This is a genomic window from Arthrobacter sp. LjRoot78 (assembly GCF_964254335.1).
Lineage (GTDB): Bacteria > Actinomycetota > Actinomycetes > Actinomycetales > Micrococcaceae > Arthrobacter.
Genome location: NZ_CAXUTG020000001.1, coordinates 916691 through 939060 on the forward strand (window position 1 = coordinate 916691; position 22370 = coordinate 939060).

At 65.8% G+C, this 22370-nt stretch carries 19 protein-coding genes; 12 read left to right on the forward strand and 7 right to left on the reverse strand.

The window, feature by feature from the left end; genetic code table 11:
* Positions 1 to 6: 6 nt before the first annotated feature.
* Together ACSQ1X_RS04365 and ACSQ1X_RS04370 are read right to left on the reverse strand one after the other, a co-directional pair.
* Positions 7 to 858, reverse strand: coding sequence for a matrixin family metalloprotease (locus ACSQ1X_RS04365; protein ID WP_436056774.1), 852 nt, complete (start codon positions 856 to 858; stop codon positions 7 to 9).
* 56 nt (positions 859 to 914) lie between these two features.
* Positions 915 to 2153, reverse strand: a complete 1239-nt coding sequence (locus ACSQ1X_RS04370) for a VIT1/CCC1 transporter family protein (protein WP_436056775.1) — start codon at positions 2151 to 2153, stop codon at positions 915 to 917.
* A gap of 281 nt (positions 2154 to 2434) precedes the next feature.
* On the opposite strand from ACSQ1X_RS04370, the gene ACSQ1X_RS04375 reads away from it, so the two are divergent.
* Positions 2435 to 2671 (forward strand): hypothetical protein, encoded by a 237-nt coding sequence (locus ACSQ1X_RS04375; protein ID WP_028272062.1) that lies wholly within the window; start codon positions 2435 to 2437, stop codon positions 2669 to 2671.
* Positions 2672 to 2749: 78 nt separating this feature from the next.
* Here the strand turns inward: ACSQ1X_RS04375 and ACSQ1X_RS04380 are convergent, their stop codons facing one another.
* Positions 2750 to 4273, reverse strand: coding sequence for a sodium:solute symporter (locus ACSQ1X_RS04380; RefSeq protein ID WP_436056776.1), 1524 nt, complete (start codon positions 4271 to 4273; stop codon positions 2750 to 2752).
* Positions 4274 to 4582: 309 nt separating this feature from the next.
* Here ACSQ1X_RS04380 and ACSQ1X_RS04385 point away from each other — a divergent pair, with 309 nt between their 5' ends.
* Positions 4583 to 5158 (forward strand): helix-turn-helix domain-containing protein, encoded by a 576-nt coding sequence (locus ACSQ1X_RS04385; protein ID WP_028272064.1) that lies wholly within the window; start codon positions 4583 to 4585, stop codon positions 5156 to 5158.
* Between the two features lie 54 nt (positions 5159 to 5212).
* Here the strand turns inward: ACSQ1X_RS04385 and ACSQ1X_RS04390 are convergent, their stop codons facing one another.
* The gene (locus tag ACSQ1X_RS04390; protein WP_436056777.1) at positions 5213 to 7189 is read right to left on the reverse strand and encodes an amino acid transporter; all 1977 of its coding nucleotides are present in this window, start codon (positions 7187 to 7189) and stop codon (positions 5213 to 5215) included.
* A gap of 393 nt (positions 7190 to 7582) precedes the next feature.
* On the opposite strand from ACSQ1X_RS04390, the gene ACSQ1X_RS04395 reads away from it, so the two are divergent.
* From ACSQ1X_RS04395 to ACSQ1X_RS04420, 6 genes are all read left to right on the forward strand, one after another.
* Entirely contained in the window at positions 7583 to 9016 is a 1434-nt protein-coding gene (locus ACSQ1X_RS04395; protein ID WP_436056778.1) for an ammonium transporter, read from the forward strand.
* Positions 9013 to 9354, forward strand: coding sequence for a P-II family nitrogen regulator (locus tag ACSQ1X_RS04400; RefSeq protein WP_055797761.1), 342 nt, complete (start codon positions 9013 to 9015; stop codon positions 9352 to 9354). Before ACSQ1X_RS04395 ends, ACSQ1X_RS04400 begins: the two co-directional genes overlap by 4 nt.
* Before the next feature lie 99 nt (positions 9355 to 9453).
* Positions 9454 to 10542 (forward strand): agmatinase, encoded by a 1089-nt coding sequence (gene speB / locus ACSQ1X_RS04405; RefSeq protein ID WP_436056779.1) that lies wholly within the window; start codon positions 9454 to 9456, stop codon positions 10540 to 10542.
* Positions 10539 to 12194, forward strand: a complete 1656-nt coding sequence (locus tag ACSQ1X_RS04410) for a thiamine pyrophosphate-binding protein (RefSeq protein ID WP_436056780.1) — start codon at positions 10539 to 10541, stop codon at positions 12192 to 12194. The genes speB and ACSQ1X_RS04410 overlap by 4 nt, the downstream gene beginning before the upstream one ends.
* 219 nt (positions 12195 to 12413) lie before the next feature.
* The gene (locus ACSQ1X_RS04415; protein ID WP_436056781.1) at positions 12414 to 12893 is read left to right on the forward strand and encodes a MarR family winged helix-turn-helix transcriptional regulator; all 480 of its coding nucleotides are present in this window, start codon (positions 12414 to 12416) and stop codon (positions 12891 to 12893) included.
* Between the two features lie 97 nt (positions 12894 to 12990).
* Positions 12991 to 15006 carry an MFS transporter gene (locus ACSQ1X_RS04420; protein WP_436059257.1) on the forward strand — a complete coding sequence of 672 codons (2016 nt, stop codon included), beginning with the start codon at positions 12991 to 12993 and terminating at the stop codon, positions 15004 to 15006.
* Between the two features lie 65 nt (positions 15007 to 15071).
* On the opposite strand, the gene ACSQ1X_RS04425 is transcribed toward ACSQ1X_RS04420, so the two are convergent.
* Together ACSQ1X_RS04425 and ACSQ1X_RS04430 are read right to left on the reverse strand one after the other, a co-directional pair.
* Positions 15072 to 15974 (reverse strand): sortase domain-containing protein, encoded by a 903-nt coding sequence (locus ACSQ1X_RS04425; RefSeq protein WP_436056782.1) that lies wholly within the window; start codon positions 15972 to 15974, stop codon positions 15072 to 15074.
* 79 nt (positions 15975 to 16053) lie between these two features.
* Positions 16054 to 16836 (reverse strand): hypothetical protein, encoded by a 783-nt coding sequence (locus ACSQ1X_RS04430; protein WP_436056783.1) that lies wholly within the window; start codon positions 16834 to 16836, stop codon positions 16054 to 16056.
* 462 nt (positions 16837 to 17298) lie between these two features.
* On the opposite strand from ACSQ1X_RS04430, the gene ACSQ1X_RS04435 reads away from it, so the two are divergent.
* From ACSQ1X_RS04435 to ACSQ1X_RS04450, 4 genes are all read left to right on the forward strand, one after another.
* On the forward strand, positions 17299 to 19032 hold the full coding sequence (locus ACSQ1X_RS04435; RefSeq protein ID WP_436056784.1) for an ABC transporter ATP-binding protein: 1734 nt from the start codon (positions 17299 to 17301) through the stop codon (positions 19030 to 19032).
* Positions 19029 to 21071, forward strand: coding sequence for an ABC transporter ATP-binding protein (locus ACSQ1X_RS04440; protein ID WP_436056785.1), 2043 nt, complete (start codon positions 19029 to 19031; stop codon positions 21069 to 21071). Before ACSQ1X_RS04435 ends, ACSQ1X_RS04440 begins: the two co-directional genes overlap by 4 nt.
* A gap of 53 nt (positions 21072 to 21124) precedes the next feature.
* Complete coding sequence (locus ACSQ1X_RS04445; protein ID WP_055797889.1) at positions 21125 to 21541, forward strand: acyl-CoA thioesterase; 417 nt, start codon at positions 21125 to 21127, stop codon at positions 21539 to 21541.
* 123 nt (positions 21542 to 21664) lie between these two features.
* Positions 21665 to 21913, forward strand: coding sequence for a hypothetical protein (locus tag ACSQ1X_RS04450; RefSeq protein WP_436056786.1), 249 nt, complete (start codon positions 21665 to 21667; stop codon positions 21911 to 21913).
* Positions 21914 to 22000: 87 nt separating this feature from the next.
* Here ACSQ1X_RS04450 and ACSQ1X_RS04455 read toward each other — a convergent pair whose 3' ends face one another.
* Positions 22001 to 22273, reverse strand: a complete 273-nt coding sequence (locus ACSQ1X_RS04455) for a PspC domain-containing protein (protein ID WP_436056787.1) — start codon at positions 22271 to 22273, stop codon at positions 22001 to 22003.
* Positions 22274 to 22370: the final 97 nt, after the last annotated feature.

A 22370-nucleotide genomic window follows, 5' to 3' on the forward strand; every position in this document is an offset into this window, starting at 1 on the left:
CCGGGCCTACAGGTCCTTGCGGCAGGTGGTCTTGCCCAGCTGGTACAGGCCGTTGAGGTCGCCCGCGGCAAGGCCGTCCGGGGTGCCGATCTCCGGGTACATCAGCTGCCGGGGGTCATCGACGTGTTCGAGCCCCATGACGTGGGACAGCTCGTGCAGGATCACGGCGGTGGCGTAGGCGGAGCCTTGCGGCCGCTCGAGTTCCCCGGCGATCTGCGGGGCGTCGAGGTCCAGGCTGCCGGTGACGAAGGTCTTCGCGCCGCCGTCGAAACTGTAGTGGGTGCTGCCGCCGATGCCGATCACCTTGCCCTTTAGCTTGGGGGAGGCCTCCGGAGTGGTCCATGCGATGAGGAGCGGCGCCCATCGCTCCCCGTACCTCTCTGGCTGGTAGGGGTCCCGGTCCTCGGAGGGGGTTTCGGTGGAGGGCCCGTCGTTGATGAACCTGATTCCTGTGGCACGGGAAATCGTGCCGACGGCCTCTTCCACCAGGGTTTCCGCGCCACCAGGCGCCAGCCCGGCATTGACGACGTAGTGCAGCGGGCGGCACGGCGAGTAGCCCACGGGCGTGCCGTCGTCGTTCGTGGCCAGGAATTCAAAGGAATCACTTGGCGAGGCAGGCTCTTCAGCGGCGAGAAGCGGCGAGTCCGCTTCTTCCAAACCGGGGGGAGGCGCGTCCGAGCTGACTCCCTCGGCGGCGGTTCCGGGCTGCTGGGCGGCAGCCTGTCCGTTGGGGACGGTGCTGTTCCCGGGCTGGAAGAGCCCCACGAAGCGGGGGTCGCCGTAGAACAGCCCGGCTGCCGTGAAGGCGGCGGCGGCGATCACGGCGGTGAGTGCCGCTGTCCGGAGGATGCGGGCCAAGGTTCCCGGCCCGCCAGCATGCCGTGGCCGGCGTTGTTCCGGCCGCGGACCCTCCACTAGGCGACCACCGCGCCAAAGGCCATCCCGAGGAGGTAGGTGACAGCGGCCGCGCCAATGCCGATGGCGAGTTGCCGGAAGCCGCGGCTGGTCGGCGACGTCCCGGACAGGAGGCCGACGACGCCGCCCGTCACCAGGAGCGCGATGCCCACCATGACGGCGGAAACCACCAGCGCCACGACGCCGGTCATGCCGAGAAGGAAGGGGATGATGGGAATGATGGCGCCGGAGGCGAAGAAGCAGAAACTTGACGCAGCTGCACTCCATGCGGTGCCCACTGCTTCGTGCTGGTCGGGGGCTTCAGGGAGTTCGGGCTGGAGTGACAGGCTGGGATCGCAGTCGCAGCTCAGCAGGCCCATGCGTTCCGCGACGCGGTGTTCGGCGGCTTCCCGGGACATCCCACGGGCCAGGTACACCAGCAGCAGCTCGTTGTGCTCGATGTCCAGCCGCGGAGCCGCGGACAGGGTGATCTGGGTGGGCCGCGTTGCGGCCAGCAGCTCCCGCTGGGAACGGACGGAGATGAATTCGCCCGCACCCATGGACAGGGCGCCGGCAAGGAGACCCGCCACGCCGCTCAGGAGTACCACTTGGCTGCCGACGCCGGACGCGGCCATGCCCATCACCAGGGAAAGGTTGCTGACCAGGCCGTCGTTGGCTCCGAACACGGCGGCCCGGAAGGAACCGGCCAGCCGGTTCCGGCCGCGGGTGGCGAGACCGCGGACGACTTCCTCGTGGATCTGTTCGTCCGCCACCATGGCGGGCGTCGCGGTGGGGTCCGAGGCGTAGGGGGAGCGGCCCTCGGCGCGTTGGGCCAGCGCCAGGACGAACACCGAACCGAAGTGGCGGGCCAGGAATCCCAGCAGCTGGCTGCGCAGGGACGCCTGCCGCGGCTTCCCGGCGTGCTCGCCGAGGAGCCGGAGCCAGTGGGCTTCATGGCGACCCTCGGCCTCGGCGAGGGCTAGCAGGATGTCCCGTTCCTCGCCGCGGCGGTTCTGGGCGAGGTCACGGTAGACGCGGGCCTCGGCGCGTTCATCGGCGAGGTACTGGCGCCATCGTTTGACGTCGGCCGGGCTGGGGGCGGTCCCTGCGGGTCCGGCGACGGTGGTTTCTGCGGGTCCGGCGACGGTGGTTTCTGCGGGTCCGGCGCCTGCGCTGCCGGCTGTGGTTTCGGGGACGCTTGCTGCCGGCTTGTCGGCGCGAGGGGCATGACTGCGGTCAGATTTAGCGTGCTGAGACACGAACACTCCTGGGCTTGATAGGGCATGAATCGGCCCCATTGCAGCTCCAGCCTACCGCGGATTTCCGCGGATTTTCGGCCGGTGTTCCTCACCGGTAAGTTTAGGCGGGCCTCAAATCGGGCTGACGCCGGTGCCTTCGGCTGCGGGCATTGGAGGCGTGGAACAGACCGGCAACGGACCGCCTATTGACCGCGACGAAGGCCGGTGTTGTGATGATTGCCAGGGCAGGTGCTTCCGTAGCCCGGCACCTGGCCGCACAACCAGACACGGAGGTTTGCACCATGGACACCACCGGATCACACCCCACCCAGCCGGAACGGGACACCCTCGAATCCGATCCCGCCTACGACTTTGCCGAGGACGCTCCCGTCGACGACGCCGGGGAGAGCGAGGAAGAGGAGCTGTTCGAGGAGGCCGACCGGCTTGTTCCCCTGGGCGCGGAGGATTTCCTCGGCGACGAGAAGCCCGTGGTGCCGTTGGCGGAGGAAGAATTCCGTGAGCCCGGGGAAGCCGAATAGGTCGTTTCCGCCCTCAATGCACGACGGCGGTGCCTCCCCGCGCTGGGAGGCACCGCCGTCGTGCGTTCTTCCGCAGTACTAATTGACCGGAACCGGAACCTCTTCTTCTTCAGGGACAGTGCCGGCAACGCGGTCCTGCCAGTTCTTCATGACCTTGGGGTCGGTCGGCCTGGTCGCCAGGGACACCACGAGGTACACCAGCGCCGAGGCGATCAGGCCGTAATAGATCGGCTCGTTGGCGTAGATGCCGTCAAGTGGCGCCGCGGCGTTGATCTCAAGGTAGATCATGGTGCCGAGCGTGATGACCGAACCGACGGCCATCGAAGCTGCCGCGGCAACGCCCGTGCCCCGCTTCCAGACCAGGCCGCCGAGGATTGCCACCAGGAGCCCGCCCACCAGGATGTCGTAGGCGATGGTCAGGGCCGCCACGACGTCCTTGGTGACGATGGCGATGAGGATGGCCACGATGCCCAGGCCCAGGACCCACATGCGGTTGGCCTTGACGTCGTGCTCGGGGTTGTCGGTGTCGTCGGTGTTGATGTCCTTGCCGAACCAACTGGCCACGAAGGGCAGGACATCGGCGCGGGCCACTGTTGCTGCTGCGATAAGCGCACCTGAGGCGGTGGACATCATGGCCGCGACGGCCGCCGCGAGCACCAGGCCGCCGATGCCGATGGGCAGCAGGTTCTGGGCCACTTCTGCGTAGACAACGTCTTTGCCCGCAGCGGCCACGTCGATTTCCGGGAGCGCCACGCGTGCGCCCAGGCCGATCAGGGCGCCGGCTGCGCCGTACAGGATGCAATAAACGCCGGCTGTTGCGCCGCCCCAGCGTGCAACCGTGGGGGTCTTGGCGGTGAAAACGCGCTGCCAGATGTCCTGGCCGATCAGGAGACCCAGGGTGTAGACCACGAAGTAGGTGATGATGGTCTGGATCCCGATGCCGTCGATCTGGAAGAAACTGTCCTCCACGCGACTGCGGATCCCGTCCAGGCCGCCAGCGGCGTTGAGCGTGAATGGCAGCATCAGGAAGAAGATTCCCACCGTCTTGATCACGAACTGGACCTGGTCGGCGAGCGTGATGGACCACATGCCGCCGATGGTGGAGTACACCAGGACGATCGCGCCGCCGATGGCGATAGCCAGGGCACGGTCCCACCCGAACAGCACCACAAAAATGGTGGCGTAGGCGCCGGTTGAGGTGGCGCACAGCATAAGCGTGTAGGCCAGCATGACGATGCCGGATGTCTGGGTGGCCCGGCTGCCATACCGGAGCGTCAGCATCTGGGACACCGTATAGATCTTCAGCTTCTGGATGGTGCCTGCAAAGAGCAGGCTCAGCAGCAGCACGCCGGCGCCGATGGCTACCACGAGCCACATGCCGGAGATGCCGAACTTGTAGCCGAGGCCTACGCCGCCCACCGTTGAGGCTCCGCCGAGCACGACGGCCGCCATGGTCCCGGTGTAAAGGAAAGGGCCCAGCCTGCGGCCGGCCACCAGGAAGTCGCTGTTGTTCTTTGTGCGGGATTTGCCCCACCAGCCGAAGGCCAGCATGGCGATCAGGTACACCACCACAATGGCGATGTTGACGAAGTTTGCGTCCATTTAATGGGCTCCTTGGAGCGGGTCGGCAGCAGGGCGGGAATTCGCGGCAAGCACGTGGGTCACGCCGGAATTCCGCTGCTATAGAGCGGGGATGCAGGGGGAGATCCCTGATGATGACAGGCTGACTGTCCCAGTGTTTGCCTACGAATTGCCTAATAGACAACACTTGTTGCCCCAAAGGTTATGCTGTGATCCGCGTAACAGTCAAGGCGGATTGACACCATGGTCCGTTCGGGCGTCACAAGGTAGGTATCCCGCTAGTATGGCTCCAGCAATGGGGCCGTGCGGCCGGCTGCGAAAGGTTCGTAAATGAAGGCTCTACCAGTTGAACCGAGCAACATCCCGGTTGCCATCGGTTCGCGCATCCGCGCTGCCCGCCAGTCTCAGCGGCTCACCATTGAACAGGTCGCGGACGCGACGGGTCTCACCAAGGGATTCCTCAGCAGGGTGGAACGCGACCTGACGTCACCGTCGGTGGCTTCCCTGGTGACCCTGTGCCAGGTCCTGTCGATCTCCATCGGAGACCTGTTTGCCGCACCCGAAACGCACCTCACGAAGAAGGACGAGGGACCCCGGATTTCGCTGGGCGGCGAAGGCATCATCGAGCGCCTGCTGACCGCCCGCTCGGAACGCCGCGTCCAGATCATCCAGGCCGTGATCGAACCGCGCGGCCGCGGCGAATCCGAACTCTACGCCGTGGACTGCGACGTCGACGTCCTCCATGTGATCAAGGGCCGCATCCGGCTGATCCTGACCAACGAGGAATACGAACTCAGCACTGGCGACACCGTGACGTTCCCCGGCCGGGAACCGCACACGTGGATCAATCCCACGGACGACGCCGTCGAGGTGCTCTGGGTGCTGGTCCCCGCCGCCAGCCGCTGACGCAGAGTGTCGCCGGCGGGGCCGGGGCCGGCCTCAGCCCGGGCCTGCCGGGTCTCAACCCACGTGGACCCAGGGCCGGCGCGTGACGTCCGGCTCCGCCTCGCGCAGCACTTCCCGCGTGACGGGGGCGATCTCACCCTCGCCGAAAAGCAGGAACCGCGTCAGGTTGGTAAGCGGATTGCCCTCGGTCCAGCGGAAGTAGATGTGCGGCATCAGGCCCGTGACATCGCGGAGGTGCAGCAGGACGGCTGCCAGCGTGTTGGGCACGTTGTTGCTGTGGACTTCAAGGATGCGGAAGCCGTGCCGGATCTTCCCCGTGACCAGGAGCTCCTGTTCGAAGTCCGAGCTGTCGTCGACCAGGATTTCGATGAAGATGGCATCGCTGTCCACGGGCAGGTGGTTCGCGAGTTCGGCGTGCTCCAGCTTGGCCCGGTATCGGGCGGCGCTGAGGCGTTTGGGCTCATGCGCGATCAGCCGGATAGGCCCCTCTTCGCTGGCGGCCATGAATTCCAGGGCGCGTTCGTCCAGCCGGATGTGGGTGGCGCGCAGCTCGAAGGACCGCCGGACGCGCGACGCGAAGCTGACCATCACAATGCCCAGGATGAACAGGGCCGCGATCTTCAGGCCGTCGGGGCGTTCCACCACGTTCGCCACTGTGGTGTAAAGGAAGACGACGGCGATCGCGCCGAAAGCGACCGTGCGGCCGCGTTGCTGCTTGCGCCGGGCGGACAACGTGACGGCGATGGACGCGGACGTCATCAGCACCAGCACGCCGGTGGCGTAGGCACCGCCCTGGGCCTCGACGTCGGCCTCGAACACCACCGTGATGAGAAAGGCGACGGCGGTGAACACCAGTACCAGCGGCCGCACCGCCCGGGTCCATGCCGGCGCCATGCCAAAGCGCGGAAGGTAGCGCGGCACCAGGTTGAGCAGGCCAGCCATCGCGGAGGCCCCGGCGAACCAGAGGATGGCGATGGTGCTGAGGTCGTATACAGTCCCGAATCCGTCGCCCAGGTACTGGTGCGCCAGGAATGCCAAAGCCCGGCCGTTGGCCTTGCCTCCCGGCTGGAACTCGGCTGCCGGGATGAGGAACGTGGTGATGAAGCTGGACGCGATGAGGAACGCGCTCATGATCAGGGCGGCCGTGGTCAGGAGCTTGTGCGCGCCGCGGATCCGGCCGGTCGGCTTCGCCTCGGTGTCGTCGGGGCTGCCCTGGATCTGCGGCATGACGGCCACGCCCGTTTCGAAGCCGGAAAGTCCCAGTGCCAGTTTGGGGAACACCAGCAGGGCGATGCCGATCATCACGAGCGGGTTGCCGTGTTGCTGGTTGAGTGCGGCCCACCAGTCCGTCACCACGTGGGCTTCGCTGTACACATGCGCGAGGCCCACCAGCACCACCACCGCGTTGAGCAGCAGGAACACTGCCACCAGGACAACGGCCACGTTGATGGCTTCCTTGAAGCCGCGGAGGAACACGATGCCCAGGCCCGCAATCAACGCCAGCGTAATGGCCACTTCCTGGCCGTGCAGGAAGGCCGGGGCAAACGGGTTTTCGATGGCGTGCGCACTGGCATCCGCGGCAGAGAGCGTCATGGTGATCATGAAGTCAGTTGCCGCGAAACCCAGAAGCGCCAGGACAAACAGCTTGCCGCCCCAGCGCGGCAGGAGCCGTTCGAGCATGGCGATGGAGCCCTCACCGCGCGGACTCTCCGAAGCCACCCTGCGGTACACCGGTAGGGCGCCGAGGAGTGTAACTGCCACCAGGACCACGGTGGCCAGCGGCGAGACCATGCCTGCGGCGAGCGCGGCAATGGCCGGCTGGTATCCCAGCGTGGAAAAATAGTCGACGCCCGTCAGGCACATGACCTTCCACCAGGGCTGAGGCGTATGGTTCGCCTGCGGCTGGCCGTGCGGCCCCTGGCGTTTCCCGGATCCCTCGGGCATGCCCTCCAGCAGCCAGCTCCTGAGCTTGTGGGGCTTGCGGTTGTACCTGTCCGAAGGGTCGGCGGGCGGCCTGGTCAGCGTGGTCACGGTATCCTTTCGCGCAGCGTTCCTTCGGCCGTGGGGGCCTGGTGTGCTGCTCCTGTTGGGAGCGTAGGCCCGGGGAAGCATGCGGGATGGCTCCTTTAACGAAACCTTTACGGCGCGTGTGACCGCCGTCACCGCCTGGTGAGATGTACGTCACATTTTGGAAACCTGCCGGAAACCCGGAATTCATCCCCGGCGCCGCTGTTTAACACGCCGGAAAAACATCTCGGCCCTGGCGGAAACACCGCCGTTGTAGCGTCGGATAACGAGCGGTTGTGGAGCCCCAATAAGCTGTCGATGCTCAGTGGCTGTCTCGTTGTTTTGAATGGTCTCGTTTTGAATGGTCTCGCCGTAGTTGGCGCCCAGGAGCGCCACTTCCAGAGGAAGGCTCCCAAAATGAACATCTCTCTACTCAACGTGGGCATGGCAGTGGACCCCACGGCGCTGGACCCCGGCGCCACGGCATGGATGCTGGCGGCGTCCGCACTGGTCCTGCTGATGACTCCCGGCCTGGCGTTCTTCTACGGGGGCCTCGTGCGGATGAAATCCGTCCTGAACATCATGATGATGAGCTTTGGCGCCATGGGTGTTGTTGCCGTGGTCTGGGCGCTGTGGGGCTACGGGCTGGCCTTCGGCCCCGACACGATGGCCGGACTCGTCGGGGATCCGTTTGCCAACCCCGGGCTGAGCGGACTGACCAGCAGCATCGGCGGCAAAGCGCCGGGCCTCCCGGACATGGTGTTCATCGGGTTCCAGGCCACGTTCGCCATCATCACCGTCGCGCTGATCAGCGGCGCTGTGGCCGAGCGTGTCAGGTTCGGACCCTGGCTGCTGTTTGCTGCCTTGTGGGTGACGCTCGTCTACGCCCCGATCGCGCACTGGGTCTGGGGCGGCGGCCTCTTCGGCGCCACCGGCATCGTGGGCAGCAAGATCTCGGCGCTCGACTTCGCCGGCGGAACCGTCGTGCACATGAACGCCGGCATCGCCGGTCTGATGCTCGCTGTCGTGCTCGGAAAACGCCTTGGATTCATGAAAGATCCCAACATCCGTCCGCACAACCTGCCGTTCGTGATGCTCGGCGCCGGTCTCCTGTGGTTTGGCTGGTTTGGCTTCAACGCGGGCTCTGAACTCGCTGCCGATGCCACTGCGGGCCTGGCCTGGACTAACACCCTGCTGGCCACAAGTGCGGCGCTCCTGGGCTGGCTGCTCGTCGAGCGCCTCCGGGACGGCCATGCCACCTCCCTCGGTGCCGCCTCGGGAGCTGTGGCAGGCCTGGTTGCCGTGACTCCGGCGTGCGGCTTCGTCGACCCTGTCGGTGCCATCCTGATCGGGGCGGTGGCCGGAGTGCTCTGTGCCCTCGCGGTGGGCCTCAAGTTCCGGATCGGCCTCGACGACTCCCTTGACGTGGTGGCCGTCCACTTTGTTGGCGGGCTATGGGGGACGCTCTCGCTGGGATTCTTCGCCGTGCCGTCGGCCAAGACCGACGGCGGGCTCTTCTATGGCGGGGGCCTGGCACAGTTCTGGCCCCAGTTCCTCACTGCGGTGATTGTCACGGCCTGGAGCGCCATCATGACCACACTGATCGGATACGCCATCCATAAGACGATGGGCATGCGCGTGACCGAAGCCAGCGAGCGGTCCGGCATCGACGTCACCGAGCACGCCGAAACCGCCTACGAGCTGCTGATGGTGGGGGGAACCTTCCACCCCGGCGAACACCACGCCAAGGCCGCACCTGGCGGTGTGGACCCCGCAACGGAGATTCCGGCCGAAGTCCCGGCGGGTGTCCCGGTGGCCAACCAGGCCGAGCGGGGCCGGGTGCGGACGTGAAACTCATTACGGCCATCGTCAGGCCGGAAAAGGTCGAGACGGTCCGTGCTGCCCTGGAAGGGTTCGGCGTCAGTGGCCTGACCGTCAGCCAGGCCAGCGGCTACGGGCAGCAGCGCGGCCATGTGGAGGTCTACCGCGGAACCGAATACAACTCGGACCTGCTGCCAAAGGTCCGGGTGGAAGTCCTGGTGACCGAGGACGCCATGGACGGTGTCATGGCGGCGATCGAGGCGGGCGCCAGTACCGGCCGGTTCGGTGACGGCAAGATCTGGACAGTCTCCGTTTCCGACGCCGTCCGGGTGCGGACGGGGGAGCGGGGCGCGTCCGCCATCGACTGATGCGCCCGTTGGATTGGTAAACACTTGATGCACAATAGGAAACTGGCGTGTATGATGGGTGTCACACTACCGATCCATCCTCGAAGGAGAGGCGTTCCTTTGGAAGAGCTGCGCATCGAGGCCAACGGCAACCTTGGCCCCATCGATTCATCCCGCATCCCCCGCTATGCAGGGGCCGCAACCTACGCCCGCCTGCCGCGGCTGGACCAGGTGGCCAAGGCGGACATCACGGTGGTGGGAGTGCCCTTCGATTCCGGCGTCTCCTACCGCCCCGGTGCCCGCTTCGGCGCCAACCATGTCCGCGAGGCCAGCCGCCTGCTGCGCCCTTACAACCCCGCTTGGGACGTCAGCCCCTTCGAGAACGTCCAGGTGGCGGACGCGGGCGACATGGCCGTCAACCCGTTCAACATCAACGAGGCGATCGAAACCATCCAGCAGAACGCCCTCGACCTGACGGCCGGCGGCAGCAAGCTTGTGACCCTTGGTGGGGACCACACCATTGCGCTGCCGCTGCTGCGGGCCGCTGCCGAGCGCGCCGGCGAGCCTGTGGCGATGCTGCACTTCGATGCCCACTTGGACACCTGGGACACCTACTTTGGCGCAGAATACACCCACGGCACGCCGTTCCGCCGCGCGGTCGAGGAAGGCATCCTGGACACCGAGGCGATCAGCCACATCGGAACCCGCGGCCCGCTGTACGGCAAGAAGGACCTCGACGATGACCACCGCTTCGGCTTCGGCATCGTGACGTCCGCGGATGTTTACTATCAGGGCGTCCTGGAGACGGTGGCCAAGGTCCGGGACCGGATCGGCAACCGTCCGCTGTACATCTCCGTTGACATCGACGTCCTGGACCCCGCGCACGCACCGGGCACGGGCACACCGGAGGCCGGCGGCATCACCAGCCGGGAACTGCTGGAGATCATCCGCGGCTTCCGCGGCATGAACCTCGTGGGTGCGGACATTGTTGAAGTGGCTCCGGCCTACGACCACGCAGAAATCACCGGGGTGGCTGCCAGCCATGTCGCCTACGAACTGGTCACCCTCATGGCGGATTCCGCCGTCGAAGGCAACAGGTTCGGCGCGGCCAACGGCTATGCCGCCCAGGCCCTCGGGCGGGAAGCCCGTCGCCAGGCTGGCTTCGCCGCGAGTGTTCCCCAGCGCGTCGAAACCGGCGTCTCCCCGTGACCGGCGTCCGCAACGGCGGCGATCTCGTCGTCGAAACCCTTGAAGCGCTGGGCGCGAAGACGGTTTTCGGCATCCCGGGCCAGCACGCGCTGGGCCTTTTTGATGCGATGGGCCGGGGAAACCTGCACTTCGTCTCCTCCCGGGTGGAAAACAATTCCGCGTTCGCGGCCGACGGCTACTCCCGCGCCACGGGTGAGGTGGGCGTGCTGTTCCTGTCCACCGGCCCCGGCGCCTTGACGTCCTTGGCCGGGCTGCAGGAAGCCTACGCCACGGGTGTGCCCATGGTGGTGGTGGCCAGCCAGATTCCGCTGGACGGCCTGGGCGCGCGCCGCAAGGGCATGCTGCACCAGCTCGATGACCAGAAGGCCTCGGCCGCGAATGTCACCAAGAGCCAGCGGCTGATCCAACACGCCTCCGGCATCCCCTCAGCCATCCAGGACGCCTGGACCGAGGCGATTTCCTCCCCGCAGGGACCTGTCTGGCTGGAGATCCCGCAGAACGTCCTGCTGGATCCCATCATGGTCCCGCCGGTTGAAGATGCCCTCGCCGAAGCGGCGGACAACCCGCCGCGTGTGGAGCTGGTTCGTGAGGCGGTGAAATGGCTGTCGACGGCGGAACGTCCGGCGATCATCGCCGGCGGCGGCACGCGCCGTGGCCGGGCCGAGAAGTCGCTGCTGTCCATCGCGGAAAAGCTGCGAGCACCGGTGATCTGCACCCCCGGCGGCAACGGCGCCTTCCCGTGGAACCACGAGCTGTCGCTTCAGTCCTGGATCGAGGACCGGTACATGACGGACCTGCTCGAGGACGCGGACGTGCTGATCGTCATCGGCTCCTCCCTCGGCGAAGTGACGTCCAACTACTTCACCTTCGAGCCGCGCGGCCGGATCATCCAGATCGACGCCGAACCCCGGGTCCTGGAGTCCAACCGGCCCGGCCTGGGCATCCGTGCCGACGCCGGCCAGGCCCTGGCTGCGCTGGATGCCGCGCTCACCGAGCCGCACGGGGAACGGGCCGACTGGCACGGCACCCCACCGGAGGCGCTGGTCAAGGAATCGCTGGCCAAGGTTAAGGCGAGGCTGGAGTCCCAGGACCTCGGCAAGGAACTGAAATTCATGGCGGACATCCGCGAGGCCGTCCCCGCAGACATGCAGACCTTCTGGGACATGACCATCTCCGCGTACTGGGCCTGGAGCTGCTGGGACGCCCGCGAGGGGCAGTTCCACTCCGCCCAGGGCGCCGGCGGGCTGGGCTTCGGCTTCCCTTCGGCCATCGGCGGGGCCGTGGGGCTGGAAACCACGGGAAAGCCCGGACGTGTCCTGGCCGTCTCCGGTGACGGTTCGGCCATGTACTCCATTTCCGAACTGGCCACGGCCAAGCAGCACAACGTCCCGGTCACCTGGCTCATCGTGGACGACGGCGGTTACGGCATCCTGCGCGAATACATGGTGGGCGCCTTCGGCAAGGCCACCGCAACGGAACTGGCCCGGCCCGACTTCGTCAAACTCGCCGAAGCGTTCGGCGTCCCGGCCGTCCGGGTGGCGCCGGAGAACGTGGGGGACGCACTGAAGGCGGGTTTCGCCGCGGACGGCCCCAACGTCGTCGTCGTCGAAACCCTGCTCAAGATGTTCGGCCCCACTCACTTGGGCGTCTAACAGCCGCCCTCAACAACTGAATACCCGCCCCGTCCCGACAACGCGCGAGCGGACAGTTGAGGCCCCCTTTCCACCAGGATCGGGGGCCTCAACTGTCCGCTCGCGCTAGTGGTTTAAGGCGCCCATCACGCCGGGCCGCACGCCGCCTCCGCTGGTTAGTTTCCCAAAGCAACCATTTTCATATATAGTTGCCTAGGGCAAGCAAAGGGGTTATTCGCCATGGCAGTCGCACCAGAAACCGCAGCTGATCTCGTGTACCAGATCTTCGACCTCCAGCGGGCTGTCCGCTGCGTCGCGATCTCAAGCACGCGCGGGCAGGACACCGGGGTGGCGCTCCAGGGCGTCCTGCGGTTCGTGGGGGAGGGGGAGTCCCGGGCCACGAAGCTTGCCGCGAGGCTCGGCGTCAGCGCTCCCGTCCTGAGCAGGCATATCGCCGATCTGGAAGAACAGGGCCTGGTGGTCCGCCGTCCGGATCCGGAGGACGGCCGTGCCCAACTGGTGGCGCTCTCAGAGGCGGGGGAGGGCAAGCTGCACGAGATAGAACAGCAACGCACAGCAACACTTCAGGGCTATCTGCAGGACTGGAGCCAGTTCGACGCCGAGGAGACCGCGAAAATCCTGAAAAAACTTGCTGAATCCCTCAGGGACTCAGCCCGGGCAAAGACGGCCGGACCCACCGAAACCATTCCCACCGTTTAAGGAGCTGCACATGGCCAGCCACGCTACAGCCACCGGTCCGTCCCGGGCCCAGTCAACGACACCACCGCAGCCATCCGCACCTGCGCCCCAGGCGGCGATGACCCACCGCCAGATCATGGAGGCCCTCACCGGGCTGCTGGCCGCATTCTTCACCGCCATCATCAGCAGCACCATCGTGGCCAACGCGCTGCCCACCATCATGTCCGAGCTCAAGGGCACCCAGACGGACTTCGCCTGGGTCATCACGGCGGCACTGCTGGCCAACGCGGCCACCACACCGATCTGGGGAAAGCTCGCCGACCTCTTCGACAAGAAACTGCTCGTCCAGCTGAGCATTGTGATCTTCGTGGCCGGTTCCGTCATGGCGGGCCTGTCGGAAACGATCCCGCTCCTGCTGACCGCCCGAGTCATCCAGGGTGTCGCCATGGGCGGCCTGACTGCCCTGGCGCAGGCCATTATCGGCTCCATCATCCCGCCCCGTGACCGCGGTAAGTACTCCGGTTACATGGGCGGTGTGATGGCAGTGGGTACCGCCGGCGGCCCGCTGCTCGGCGGATTCATCGTGGACAGCCCGCTCGGCTGGCGCTGGACCTTCTTCGTCTGCGTTCCTTTGGCCGTCATCGCCCTGATCCTGCTGCAGATCACGCTGAAACTTCCCCACGTCAAACGCCACGCCAAGATCGACTGGCTTGGTTCCATCCTGCTCACTTCCGGCGTCAGCCTCCTGCTGATCTGGGTGTCCTTCGCCGGCAACCCGGACTACTACGACTGGTGGTCCTGGCAGACAGCGGCCATGGTGGGCGGCGGCGTGCTGCTCCTGGCCCTCCTCGTCGTCGTGGAATCCAGGGTGGAGCAGCCCATCATCCCGCTCAAGATCATCAGCGAACGCACCACGGCCCTGGCCATCCTGGCCTCCGTCGCTGTGGGCGTCGGCATGTTCGGATCCTCCGCCTTCCTGGGCCAGTACTTCCAGGTGGCCCGCGGGGCCACCCCCACCGAAGCCGGGCTGCTGACACTTCCCATGATCGCCGGCAACCTTATCGGCTCGGTCCTGTCGGGCCAGCTGATCAGCCGGACCGGCAAATGGAAGCGCTACCTGATTGCCGGTTCCATCCTGTTGATCGGCGGCCTGGGACTGGCCGGCACCATCGACCACACCACCGAACTCTGGCAGACCGGCCTCTACACCGCTGTCCTGGGCCTCGGCCTCGGCCTGCTGATGCAGAACCTCGTGCTGGCAGTGCAGAACACCGTCCGCGCCACGGACATCGGGACCGCCAGCGCCTCCGTGGCGTTCTTCCGCTCGGTGGGCGGCGCGATCGGCGTGTCCGTGCTGGGCGCCGTCCTGGCCAACCGGGTCAAGGAACTGGCTGCCGAAGGCCTCGCAGCAGCCGGGATTCCGGTTACGGGCGGATCAGCCGGTGCCAGCATGGACCTTCAGGACATGCCCGCCCCGATCCGAGACATCATGCGGGCAGCCTACGGCGACGCGACGGCCGAGATCTTCCTGATCTCCGCAGCCATCGGCATCATTGCCCTGGTAGCCATCCTGTTCATCAAGGAACAACCGCTGCGCCGCACCGTGGACATCGTGCCAGCAACCGCGGACGGCGCCGCGGGGACCAATGCCCCCGCGGCCACCGCCGAGCCGGTCACAGCAGGCAGGTCCGGCATCGTGGACCTGGACCGGGAGTTCATCGAGGTCCTGGGCAGGCAGCGCGCCCACGAATCACGGTTCCCCGAAGCCGCACGAATGGACCAGGACTTTACCGGCGATGAGCGCGGCACCCGCGGCGGCGACATCCCCGCTGCGGGCAGGGAAGGCTCCCGGGCCCGTTCCCGGACCATGGTGGCGGACCGGTGGCCGGAAGCTGCCGACGTCGTCCCGCTCCTCCTGCAGACCCAGCAGTTGCTGGCGGAGCAGCAGCTCCAGCTGGCAGAGGCATTGCGGGCCGTTCACGAACAGTCGGCGGAGCAGCGTGAGATTGCGGCCGAACAGTCACGCATCAGCGAGCAACTCACCACCCTGCGGCGGCAGCTTGCCAAGGAACGGAAGCTGCAACGGGCGGCGGCGGACTACATCGCAACGCACGGGCGGCACCGGACCGAGTAACAGGACCCAATAACGTACGACGGCGACGGCGGCTGAGTGCCGCCGTCGCCGCTGCGATGTAGTCCTCAGGGCTCCGGTACCGGGGAGGCGACCACCACTACGTTCTTTCCCCAGGGGTCTTCGGTGTAGCAGCTGATGAGGACGAGGCGGTTGGGGAAGCCGGTCCAGATGGGGCTGTCCTTCAGGCTCGACTTCACGTAGGTATCCACCGAATCCACCCGGTATCGCATGGTTCCCGTTGCTGTGGTGACTTCCAGGATGTCCCCCGGGGTGCTCGAAGCGCTGAGCCGGTTGAACGGAGCGTCGCGGCCCTCCCAGCTGTGTCCGAGGATGTAGGTGCTGTTGGTGGACCCGGCGCCGGGCATGCCGAAGTTTGTCACCCAGTATCCGTCCACGGTGATCGGCGGCACGATCGCCTGGGATTCCAGTTCCGCCGGCGCCGGCGTGAGCGGATGGATGGTGACGTCCAGCCCGGCAGCGGGATACACGATCCGCGTGGGCGCAGCGGCCGGTGGATAGTTGGGAACGCTCGGCGTGGGCTGCTGTGCTGCGGGCGCAACCGCCGGGGATTTCTTGCCCGCGACGGCCGCCGAGCCCTTGCCGCTCCAGGCGAACGTATCCGGCGGGACGGCATCACTCGGGGTGGCGGACCGTGAATACGGAGCAGCTTCCAGGTGGAGTCCGGTCCCGCTCCCGCCGGAGGAGTTACCGGCGCTTACGATGCCCGGCAGGAACGTCAGGGCGAAGAAGGCCACAACGCCGGCGAGCAGCAGCAGCCGGTCGCCACGGTTGAGTGAAAGGCGCTTCAGGAAAGGCAGCTTGCGGGCCAGGCGGCTGAGCCGCCAGCCTTCGAAGGAACGGCGCTCGCCGGCCTCCGGGGGAGGGGTCCGGCTCTCGCCCGACTCCTGGGCAGCGGTCCGGCTACCCAGGGGCGGGCTGTCTGCGGGCTTGTGGCCGGGGAAGGACATCTGGACTCCTCCAGGGAGAGTGGCGTGGACGGGCATCGCACCGTGATGGCGGATGCCCGTCCTCACCGCAGGATCGGACCTACTTGGATCCGGGCACGTCCTGCAGGCGTCCCCGCTGCCGCAGGGCAATCAGCCCCGTTGCCCCAAGGAGTGCAGCCAGGCCGCCGAACCAGGCCGGCATTCCGGCGTCGGGCTGGCTTCCGGCCGCGGTCTGGGCGTTGAAACCGCGGTTGACTACGGGTACTACTGCCGCTGCCGCCCCGACCGGTGCCGCTGCAGCTCCCGTGGGAGTCTGCGCCGGCGGAGTTACAGCAGGTGGTGTCACTCCCGGCGGTGTCACTTCCGGTGGTGTCACGACCGGCGGGACGACAACGGGCGGGACAACCACCGGCGGAGTCTCTGGCTTTTCTTCCTCTTCCTCTTCCTCTGCGACGCAACCACCGGCCGGGACCGGGTAGATGTCGGCGCGGCCGTTGTGTCCGTCCTTGTGGCCGTTCCACCAGGCCTTTTCCGGAATCGTGATGACGACGTACGGGTTCTTTTCGGATCCCGTGGCGTGGCAAATGGTGACCTTGTCCGGGCCATGGCCCGAGTCGTCGTCATCATCATCCTTGCCTCCGCCCGGGCAACCGTACGCCGGTGCAGGAATCAGGTCGCCTTCATGCGAAGCATGGCCACCATTTCCGTTGAGCGCGTTTTCGCTGACGGTGATGTGAACGTAAGGGTTCGTTTCGGAGCCCGTTGCGTGGCAAATGCTGACTTTTTTGTCGTTGTCATCGCCCTTGTCGCCGGCATTTGCCGGAGCCGTGACGCCTATTAACGCAATGCCTGCAATTCCGGCAGTTGCGAGGATTCTCTTCATGGGATTCTCCATCTGGATCATTTTGGACTGACCAGACTGCGGGAGCGGGAGGCCCATGGAGGAGCCGACCGTTGTTCGTAGATGCCCAGTCCACCTGCGACTCTCCAGCAGAGTTGTCAACTATCTGACCACTTCACGCTAAGCCTCAGGCACTGCGTAGTCGCGAGTGGCCGGTACTTGACTGGGCACTCGTTTTTCACAGCGATTCCCCTTTGAACCGAGGGGTGACACCCGTTTCTCCCGTAACAAGAGGCACGTGCGCACGCTGCAGTGGCACTGCCCACGCCGGCAAGACGGCCCGCCACAACGCCCCCTCGGCCGATACGCCATTCGGATGATATTTCCCCGGCGTTGTTTCGCCGAGGCAACGAATTTCGTAGAGTGGGAAGGCTGAGAGTGTCAGCCCCCGCTGCTATTACTTTCCTCCATACACTTCGCGCACTTTCCAAAGGACTCCCGGGCATGCTTGTCACCCTCATACGGCGCTACTCCAAGCCGTATTTGCCGTATATCGCGGCAGTCATTCTTTTCCAGCTGGCATCCACCATCGCGGCCCTCTACCTACCAAGCCTGAACGCACAGATCATCGACGAGGGAGTCTCCCGCGGCGACACCGACTACATCTGGAGGACGGGCGGGCTGATGCTCGGCGTTGCACTGGTCCAGGTGGCCACCGCCATCACCGGCGTCTACTTCGGTTCCAAGGCGGCCATGGCATTCGGCCGGGACCTCCGGCGCGGCGTCTTCCGCAAAGTGACCAGCTTTTCAGCCAAGGACGTCAACGTTTTCGGCGCGCCCACCCTGATCACGCGCGGCACGAACGATGTCCAGCAGGTGCAAATGCTCGTGCTGATGGGGCTGAACTTCATGGTGGCCACGCCCATCATGTGCATCGGCGGCATTGTCATGGCCTTGCGCGAGGACCTGAGCCTGTCCTGGCTGGTCTGGGTGTCCGTCCCTGTCCTAATTGCCGTCGTGGGCTACCTCGTGGTCCGCCTGATGCCGCTGTTCCGCTCAATGCAGACGAAAATCGACCGCATCAACGGCATCCTCCGCGAGCAGATCATCGGCATCCGTGTGGTCCGGGCCTTCGTCCGCGAACCGCACGAGACGGAGCGTTTCGGCGAAGCCAACCGCGATCTCACCGACGTCTCGCTGAAGATTGGCTCCCTGTTTGTCCTCATGTTCCCGGCCATCGGCATGATCCTGCACGTCTCCACAGCAGCCGTGCTGTGGTTCGGCGGGCAGCGCGTGGATGCGGGGGACATGCAGGTGGGCTCGCTGACGGCCTTCCTGCAGTACCTGCTGCAGATCCTCATGGCCGTCATGATGGGCACGTTCATGGCCATGATGATTCCGCGTGCCTCGGTCTGCGCGGACCGCATTGGTGAAGTGCTCGACGTCGAGCCCTCCATCCATGAACCGGCCGCGCCGGTGGCGCCCGCCCAGCGGACGGGACGCGTGGAGTACCGCAATGTCTCCTTCGCCTACCCCGGCGCCGAAGAGCCTGTCCTGAGCAACATCAGCTTCACGGCCGAGCCCGGCCAGACCGTGGCCATCGTCGGGTCAACCGGTGCGGGCAAGTCCAGCCTGTTGTCGCTGCTGCCGCGGCTCTACGACGTCGAGTCCGGCGAAGTACTGCTCGACGGCGTCCCCATCACCAACCTGGAACGCTCCGAAATCACCGGCCGTGTGGCCATGGTGCCGCAGCGGCCGTACCTCTTTTCCGGGACCATCGAGCACAACCTGCGGTTCGGCAAGACGGAGGCCACGGATCAGGAGCTGTGGGACGCGCTCACCGTGGCCCAGGCTGCTGACTTCGTCCGGGACAAGAAAAACGGGCTGGGGTCCCGGATCGCCCAGGGCGGCACCAACGTCTCTGGCGGCCAGCGCCAGCGCCTGTGCATCGCCAGGGCGTTGGTGACCCAGCCCAAGGTGTACTTGTTCGACGACTCCTTCTCGGCGCTCGACGTCGCCACGGACGCCCGGCTGCGCCGTGCGCTCAAGGCAAAGACGGCGGACGCCACCGTCATCATTGTGGGCCAGCGCGTGTCCACCATTGCCGATGCCGACCAGATCCTGGTGCTGGACAACGGCCGGATCGTGGACCGGGGAACCCACGATGAACTGCTGCTGAGTTCCACCACCTACCAGGAAATCGTCGAGTCCCAGCTGACCGCGGAGGAAGTGGCATGAGCACCAACGAAAAACTGGCGGCAGGCCGGGACACGGTTCCCGCGGAGGACGACGACTTCTACGAAGAGGAATACAAGCCCACGGAGGCCGACGGAGACATGTTCGGCGGGACGCCGGCGAAGAAGGCAGAGCACTTCTGGCCGTCCGCCAAGCGCTTGATGGGGTTGCTTAAGCCAGAGGCCGCCGGCATCGCCGTGGTCCTCGCAATGGTGACAGTCGCCGTCGTCCTGAACGTCGTTGCCCCCAAGATCCTGGGGCAGGCCATGGATGTCATCTTCGGGGGAGTAGTGGGCAAGCAGCTGCCCGCCGGAGTCAGCAAGGACCAGTTCGTCGACGGGCTGCGCGCCCAGGGCGACAACAACTTCGCGGACATGATCGCCAAGATGGAACTCGTTCCGGGTGTGGGAATCGACTTCCAGAAGCTGTCGTTCCTGATCAGCGTGGTTCTGGTGATGTACTTCGTGGCGAACATCTTCACCTGGCTGCAGGGCTATGTCTTGAACGTGCTCGTGATGCGGGTGGTGCGCCAACTGCGTGACGACACCGAGAAAAAGCTCAACCGGCTGCCGTTGAACTACTTCGACACCCGCCAGCGGGGCGACACCCTGTCCCGCGTCACCAACGACGTCGACAACATCCAGCAGGCGCTGCAGCAGGCCTTCGCGCAACTACTCAGTTCCGCGCTGACGGTGCTCGGCATCGTCATCATGATGTTCGTGGTGTCGTGGCAGCTGGCCCTCATCGCACTGGTTGCCCTCCCGCTGTCCGGCGTGGCCGCGGGCATCATCGGCTCGCGCAGCCAGAAGCTGTTCGCAGCGCAATGGAAAAACACCGGCCAGCTCAACGGCCAGATCGAGGAATCGTTCTCCGGTCACGACCTCGTGCGGGTCTTCGGCCGCGACGCGGACATCCTGGCAAGCTTCGATGAACGGAACGAAGCCCTCTACAAGGCCAGCTTCGGAGCCCAGTTCGTCTCCGGCATGATCATGCCGGTCATGCAGTTCGTCTCCTACCTCAGCTACGTTGGCATCGCGGTGGTCGGCGGATTGCGGGTGGCTTCCGGCGGCATGAGCCTGGGCGACGCCACCGCTTTCATCCAGTACTCCCGGGAGTTCACACAGCCGCTGGGCCAGATGGCAGGCATGGCCAACATGCTGCAGTCCGGCGTTGCCTCGGCAGAGCGCGTATTCGAATTCCTGGATGCCGAGGAACAGGATGCCGAGACCGCCACCGAGCACCTGCCCGCCAAGACCGACGGCCACGTCGAGTTCAGGCACGTGACGTTCAGCTACTCCGCGGACAAGCCTTTGATCGAGGACCTTTCGTTCACCGCCGAGCCGGGTCATACCGTTGCAATCGTCGGGCCCACCGGCGCTGGCAAGACCACCCTGGTCAACCTGGTGATGCGGTTCTACGAGCTCAGTTCGGGAAGCATCACGTTGGACGGCGTGGATATCACCCACCTGAGCCGCTCCGAGCTGCGGGCCAAAGTGGGCATGGTGCTGCAGGATGCCTGGCTGTTCGGCGGCAGCATCTACGACAACATCAAATACGGAAACCTCAACGCCACCGAGGACCAAGTCATGGAGGCGGCCCGTGCAACGTTCGTTGACCGGTTCGTCCGGGCACTGCCGGACGGCTACGACACGGTCATCGATGAGGAAGGCAACAACGTCAGCGCAGGTGAGAAGCAGCTCATCACCATCGCACGGGCTTTTGTGGCCAACCCGTCCCTGCTCATCCTGGACGAGGCAACCAGTTCGGTGGACACCCGCACGGAAGTCCTGGTCCAGAAAGCCATGGCGGCCCTGCGGACGGACCGCACCAGCTTTGTGATTGCGCACCGGCTGTCCACCATCCGCGACGCCGACACCATCCTGGTCATGGAAGCCGGGCGGATCGTGGAACAGGGCAACCACCACGACCTGCTGGAACTCAAGGGCGCCTACCACCGGCTTTACATGTCCCAGTTCGCCGGCGAGGACGCGGACGCCGCCTTGGCGGATTCCACGGACAACACGACGGCGGCCCGGAGTTGAGCGCCGCCGCCCGGACCGTGACAAGCGGCCGGCGCATCGAGGTCCAGGTGCCCATGCGCTGGGGAGACATGGATGCTTATGGTCACGTCAACAATGTGCAGATCGTGCGGATCCTGGAGGAAGCCCGCATCGCGGCCTTCGGACCGCCCCGCGGCGCCGGCCTGCCCGGCGTCGAGCCGCAGGTGTCCCTGTTCAACGACGTGGCAGAGGGCACCATGGCTTTGGTGGTGGAGCACAAGATCCGGTATGTCAGGACGCTCGACTACCGGAACGTTCCGGCGGTGGTCCAGCTGTGGATCGGCGCCGTTAAAGGTGCCAGCTTCGACATCCACTACCTGCTGCAGGACCCGGTGACCAGGGAGGACTGCGTCAAGGCCACCACACATCTGGCCTTCGTGGATGAGGCTACAGGCAGGGTGCTGCGGCTGACTCCGGAACAGAAGGAGCGGCTGGCCCCGTTCACGGCCTGAGCCCAAAGCCCCTACCTTGGAGCGGGGCGGCGTCCCTATGATCGTCACACAGGGGCGCCAGAAAACGCACCAACGGAACAAGTCCACAAACGGAACAAGTCCACAAACGAGGGAGCATCGGCCATGGCCATTAAGAAAAAGAAGAAGTCCTGGAAGGAAATGCCGCCGCTCGCACGGTTCGGGACCCTGGTGGCAGCTGCCGTGCAGCTCTCCCTCCTGATCGCGGCCCAGCGGGACATTTCCCGGCGGCCCGCGGAGCAGATCCGCGGCAGCAAGGCGTTGTGGCGTGCTGTCACGCTGATCAACTTCGTCGGTCCGGGAAGCTACTTCGCGTTCGGTCGCAAGAACCTGCCCGCCAGCGCCAAGCGCTGACTCCCCGCATCAGCCTCCAACCCGCATCAGCCTCCAACACATGGCAGCGCCCCCGCGGCATCAGGCCGTCCCGCGTCGCAGCGCGGCTTAGGTCACTGAGCCGTTGCTCAGCCACGACTCGAGGTAGATGCGGTTCGTGGTGCTGTCCGGGAGGAGGATCCAGGCCCAGATGTAGAACGTGACGGCAGGGCCCGGTATCAGGGACAGCACCAGGAAGACGATCCTGGCTGCGTTGGGGTCCACACCCAGCTTGGCTGCGATTCCGCCGCAGACGCCGCCGATCCACCTGTCCGGTCCGCGGCTAAGCCCGGTTGCCCGGATAGCAGCGAATGTTTTTTGGGTCAGGTCGTTCAAAGTCATGGCACGCTCCTCGTTGTGCGGCCAGACTATGGCCGTCCCTGCCACACTTCCTAGGGCCGAAAGCCACGGATGCCGGCGGGCAATTGAAGCGGCACAG

What these genes read in the sequence shown, in the direction of transcription:
- ACSQ1X_RS04425 (WP_436056782.1), bottom strand. Translation starts at nt 15,974, where the DNA reads ATGTCCTTCCCCGGCCACAAGCCCGCAGACAGCCCGCCCCTGGGTAGC.
- ACSQ1X_RS04455 (WP_436056787.1), bottom strand. Translation starts at nt 22,273, where the DNA reads ATGACTTTGAACGACCTGACCCAAAAAACATTCGCTGCTATCCGGGCA.
- ACSQ1X_RS04375 (WP_028272062.1), top strand. Translation starts at nt 2,435, where the DNA reads ATGGACACCACCGGATCACACCCCACCCAGCCGGAACGGGACACCCTC.
- ACSQ1X_RS04385 (WP_028272064.1), top strand. Translation starts at nt 4,583, where the DNA reads ATGAAGGCTCTACCAGTTGAACCGAGCAACATCCCGGTTGCCATCGGT.
- ACSQ1X_RS04435 (WP_436056784.1), top strand. Translation starts at nt 17,299, where the DNA reads ATGCTTGTCACCCTCATACGGCGCTACTCCAAGCCGTATTTGCCGTAT.
- ACSQ1X_RS04415 (WP_436056781.1), top strand. Translation starts at nt 12,414, where the DNA reads ATGGCAGTCGCACCAGAAACCGCAGCTGATCTCGTGTACCAGATCTTC.
- ACSQ1X_RS04450 (WP_436056786.1), top strand. Translation starts at nt 21,665, where the DNA reads ATGGCCATTAAGAAAAAGAAGAAGTCCTGGAAGGAAATGCCGCCGCTC.
- ACSQ1X_RS04380 (WP_436056776.1), bottom strand. Translation starts at nt 4,273, where the DNA reads ATGGACGCAAACTTCGTCAACATCGCCATTGTGGTGGTGTACCTGATC.
- ACSQ1X_RS04440 (WP_436056785.1), top strand. Translation starts at nt 19,029, where the DNA reads ATGAGCACCAACGAAAAACTGGCGGCAGGCCGGGACACGGTTCCCGCG.
- ACSQ1X_RS04395 (WP_436056778.1), top strand. Translation starts at nt 7,583, where the DNA reads ATGAACATCTCTCTACTCAACGTGGGCATGGCAGTGGACCCCACGGCG.
- ACSQ1X_RS04420 (WP_436059257.1), top strand. Translation starts at nt 12,991, where the DNA reads ATGACCCACCGCCAGATCATGGAGGCCCTCACCGGGCTGCTGGCCGCA.
- ACSQ1X_RS04430 (WP_436056783.1), bottom strand. Translation starts at nt 16,836, where the DNA reads ATGAAGAGAATCCTCGCAACTGCCGGAATTGCAGGCATTGCGTTAATA.
- ACSQ1X_RS04445 (WP_055797889.1), top strand. Translation starts at nt 21,125, where the DNA reads ATGCGCTGGGGAGACATGGATGCTTATGGTCACGTCAACAATGTGCAG.